At 60.7% G+C, this 4,208-nt stretch carries 3 protein-coding genes; all 3 read left to right on the top strand.

Going from position 1 to position 4,208, the window contains the following annotated elements; translation table 11 throughout:
* The first annotated feature begins 1,098 nt into the window (after positions 1-1,098).
* The 3 genes from MKK51_RS27270 (at position 1,099) to ctrA (ending at position 3,334) form a co-directional block, all read left to right on the top strand.
* A complete protein-coding gene (locus MKK51_RS27270) occupies positions 1,099-1,227 on the top strand; it encodes a hypothetical protein (protein ID WP_279601232.1) in 129 nt (42 codons plus the stop codon).
* Positions 1,228-1,593: 366 nt separating this feature from the next.
* Complete coding sequence (locus tag MKK51_RS19585) at positions 1,594-2,412, top strand: outer membrane protein (protein WP_243979896.1); 819 nt, start codon at positions 1,594-1,596, stop codon at positions 2,410-2,412.
* A 220-nt stretch (positions 2,413-2,632) separates the two neighbouring features.
* On the top strand, positions 2,633-3,334 hold the full coding sequence (gene ctrA / locus MKK51_RS19580) for a response regulator transcription factor CtrA (RefSeq protein ID WP_243979894.1): 702 nt from the start codon (positions 2,633-2,635) through the stop codon (positions 3,332-3,334).
* The last annotated feature ends 874 nt before the right edge of the window (positions 3,335-4,208 follow it).

The raw sequence follows: 4,208 nt of genomic DNA, 5'->3' as shown, positions 1-4,208 counted from the left end.
CCGTTGAGGATTATAGCCGCGAGAAAGACTTGAGACCCCAACGCGAAACGGCCCCACCCCGGCAAGGGTGAGACCGTTTGAAATCGCTGGGCCTGTGAGGCCGCTACCTAACCCCTCACAAGCCACATGGCTCCGCCGGAGTCAATCGGGAACCCGCTTCCCGAGGCGGTGGCGCTTGGCCTTTTGAAAGGTGCCCCACGACAGGGGGCGCCCCGCTTTGACGCGGCCCAAGCAGGGCTGTGACGATGTTCGCTGACGAAATCCGGCGCTCGGTAGAGGCGGCGCCGAGATCCAGGCTGCCTGACGTGGCAGCGGTGATGTGGCGCGCCTATGGGGCCGGCCAGATCAGCGAGACGGAGGCCGAGGGCCTGTCTGCGCTCATCGAGTCGCGGAAGGCCCTGCCAGCCACGCCAGCAGCCCCCAGGAGGCCCGTAGGCTCGCGCCCACGCTCAGATGCCAGCATGGAGCGCCGACGCCGCTGGGCGGCCTCTGGTAGGCTTCCGCCGGCTATTGCCGCCCGGTTCACGCTGGCCGAGACCGCTGTTCTCGCCATCGTGTCGGCCGAGACCGCCCGCCGTGGCGATTGCCGGCTCTACGTCGACCACCTCGCAGCCGTGGCAGGCGTGTCCCGCTCCACCGTGAAGACCGCTATCCGGCAAGCCAGAACGCTCGGCCTCATCACCGTCGAGGAGCGTCCGCAGACGGCTTTCCGCAACCTGTCGAACGTCGTGCGGATCGTCTCGAAGGAATGGATCGCCTGGCTACGTCTCGCTCGCACCGTCCCTGCCAGAGGGGGAGGGGTCAATTCCTCGACCAGCACGAATACTGAAGGTCTAGAACTGCGGGGAAAGCGGCCAGCGGAACCTCAAGAAGGGCTGCCGGGAGCCGGCGGTTGGCCTCGACCAGAGAGACCACAGAGGAATCGACGAGACCGACAGGAGGCGCGAGGCCATGCGGTGACGACATGATGCTGTTCGACATGACGGACGCTGGCACCCCGATGGCCTGATCTGGCTCGCACACACTCTCGCCGAACTTCAGGAGGATCGTGGCTGCGGTGCGGGGCCTGTCCCGCTGCACACCGGAGCGAGTACGCCTATGATCAAAATCTTGACGGCGATCCTGTCGGTCTTCGTGGTCCTGGCCCTGGGTGCCTGTTTGACGATGGTGACGCTTCCCTTTCGAGCCCTGCGCGGTCTGGTGTGCGGCCGAACCTTACCCGCCTAACGTCTCTTGCCTGCCCTTCGACAACCCTTGTCGTGGTCGGGAATGGGTGCAGGACATTGCAGCGCAGATCGTCGCTCTCGATCAATCCCTAAGGCACGGAGCGGATCGACGGCACGGAGCTCTAAAAGCAAGCCGAATATCTCGCCTCGGCTCTCGACCTTATCCCCACAACCTGCGTGGTCATCAGCACGCCAAAGAACTGGGCGATCGGCTCAAGCGCCCATGCTGAGCGCAATGGTTAGCAGAGGCTTTCGAGTATTCAGTCGCTTGCCGCGAAGCCCTCAAGGGTGTTGCATAATAGCACTATCGGAATGCTCAAATTTGCGATCTTATGCGTTCATACATATTCTCCGGAATGAAATTTCGATGCTCAGAAAGCTTCTTCTCGCTACGACAGTGATCGTTGTTTCTTCTGGGATCGCCTCAGCCGCTGACCTTCCGCGGCGCGCCGCTCCTCCAGTGTTTGTTCCAGTCCCAGTGTTCACGTGGACTGGCTTTTACGCTGGTATCAACGCCGGTTACGGGTTCGATGTCGGCAACAAGAGCAACCGGTACGACCTTCCTGCTGCATCAGTGCTCAATTCATTCGGGAAGAACGGAGTTCTGATTGCTCCTGGCTTGAATGAACGTGAGGGTTTCGTCGGCGGTGCACAAATCGGCTATAATTATCAGTTCACGCCGGGGTCGGGTGTGGTGGTCGGTGTTGAAGCTGATGCCCAGTATAGCGATTTCGGTAAAAGCACCCGCACGATCATCGCGACGTATTCAGGTGACAACACGCCGACCCAGAACAACCCACATCGTGTTCTCAACGACCGCCTTAACTATTTTGGTACCGTCCGCGGCCGCCTCGGCTACGCGTTCGATCGCGTTCTGTTCTACGGCACTGGCGGATTTGCCTACGGCGAGGGCCGGATCGGCGGCGACGATTTCCGCACCGGTTATGCAGCCGGCGGCGGTATCGAGTACGCCATGCCCGTCGACTCGTTCCTGAACTTCTTCCGCTCGTCCGCAGTGACGCTGAAGGTCGAAGGTCTTTACGTGCACCTCGACAAAGACAACGCTGTCCGGGGTCGTTCGGTTTTCAACCCTGCAACCATCACAGCCACGTTCAACGCGCCCGCGCGCGAGTCCGAGTTCGTCGTCGCTCGCGCTGGCCTGAACTACAAGTTCGGATCCTACTAGGCCTTTCTGGCTTATATCGTCAGCCCAAGCATCCCCAGCTGGATCCAACTGGCCGCTCAGGTCAAAAGCGCCTTAGGAGCAGTTCCTGGGGCGTTTTTCGTTGAGGATGCCATCTTCGCATTCGCATTGAGCAAGGCCTCAACCCATCCCCCGACCAAGCGCCTTAACGATTTGTTATCGACGCTCGGATAGGAAGTTTTAATCTTTCGAGGAACCTGCCATGCGCGTGCTGCTGATTGAGGACGATGCTTCGATCGCGGCGAGCATTGAACTGATGCTTAAGGCGGAGCGCTTCAACACCTACACGACGGATCTCGGCGAGGAAGGCATCGACCTCGGCAAGCTCTACGACTACGATATCATCCTGCTCGACCTCACCCTGCCCGACATCTCAGGCTACGAAGTGCTTCGCTCGCTGCGGGCATCGAAAATCAAAACGCCGATCCTGATTCTCTCCGGCATGGCCGGGATCGAGGACAAGGTGAAGGGCCTCGGCTTCGGGGCCGACGACTACCTCACCAAGCCCTTCCACAAGGACGAGCTGGTCGCCCGCATCCATGCAATCGTGCGCCGCTCGAAGGGCCATGCCCAGTCGGTCATTACCACCGGCGACCTGAGCGTGAACCTCGATCAGAAGACCGTCGAGGTCACCGGCAGCCGGGTCCATCTCACCGGCAAGGAGTACCAGATGCTGGAGCTGCTCTCGCTGCGGAAGGGCACGACCCTCACGAAGGAGATGTTCCTCAACCACCTCTATGGCGGCATGGACGAGCCCGAGCTCAAGATCATCGACGTCTTCATCTGCAAGCTGCGCAAGAAGCTCGCGAACGCCTCGTCCGGCAAAAACTACATCGAGACCGTCTGGGGACGCGGCTACGTCCTGCGCGATGGCGTAGCCGAGATGCAGGCCTTGGCCGGTTAGGGGAGAGCAAAAGCATCCTAAGGCGACCTACACGCTGCACATCCGCGCCGCCAGGGGGTGATAATAAAGGGTTATCATCCCCTCCCTTACGCTGAGACGCGATGAATGGCCGTTTCTGCCTTCAGATGAAAGCAAGGTTTGTTAACCCTCCATCATCTCATCCCGATTGAGCTAGTTCCGAGCACATAATCTCGACAACTGCACCTTGCCGGCTATCTTGCCGGGATGCGTACCGCCCTTGCCCTTGCCGCCTTCCTCGTCGCCTCGCCGGCCATGGCAGCGCCGGCTCGATGCTTGATCGAGGTGGACGGCGAGCCATACGTGATCGGCAAGTGCGAGGCAGATTGGCTCAATGGGATGGTTTCAGAGATCAGAGGCGGGGCCTCAACGCCCTATTTTGCGTCTCTAAGTGCCATCCCCGGCGACCCGAACAAGCCAGCTCTCGCCTCGTGGAATCGATATCCCGGTTCCACTCACGCTCACACCGACCTCGGCGAAGTAAAACGCCAGGGGGCGTGTTGGATCAATGACCGCGCAAGGCTGTGTGCATGGCCAGCGGTGGCGCAATCTCAGACCCATATGTCGTCAGGGAAGGCCAAGCGGTAGCGCCGGCTGGGTTCAAGGCATCCAAGCCACCGCAACCCGATATGCAGCCTGCTGAATGCCGTCAGGGGAACCCTGAGAGCCGTTGATTGCCATCAGGGTGCCGAGGCACAGCAGGAACCCGACGATACTGTGTTTCGGCGTGCAACTTTGACCCCGTGAGGCGGGGGATCGGCGTCCAATTCTGACCCCCTAACCTCGTTCTCGCAGACTGCCCTCCGGTACGACCGGAGGGTGGTGTAGGGGGATGAAGGGCGTGGACACGATTGCG

Origin of the sequence: Methylobacterium sp. E-045, assembly GCF_022829685.1 — a bacterium.
Taxonomy (GTDB): Bacteria; Pseudomonadota; Alphaproteobacteria; order Rhizobiales; family Beijerinckiaceae; genus Methylobacterium.
The sequence above is the reverse complement of the archived record's forward strand: the minus strand, read 5'-3'. Positions and strand labels throughout refer to the sequence as shown.

Excerpts from the sequence above, each read along its gene's own strand:
- ctrA (WP_243979894.1), top strand. The coding sequence starts at position 2,633 with ATGCGCGTGCTGCTGATTGAGGACGATGCTTCGATCGCGGCGAGCATT.
- MKK51_RS19585 (WP_243979896.1), top strand. The coding sequence starts at position 1,594 with ATGCTCAGAAAGCTTCTTCTCGCTACGACAGTGATCGTTGTTTCTTCT.
- MKK51_RS27270 (WP_279601232.1), top strand. The coding sequence starts at position 1,099 with ATGATCAAAATCTTGACGGCGATCCTGTCGGTCTTCGTGGTCCTGGCC.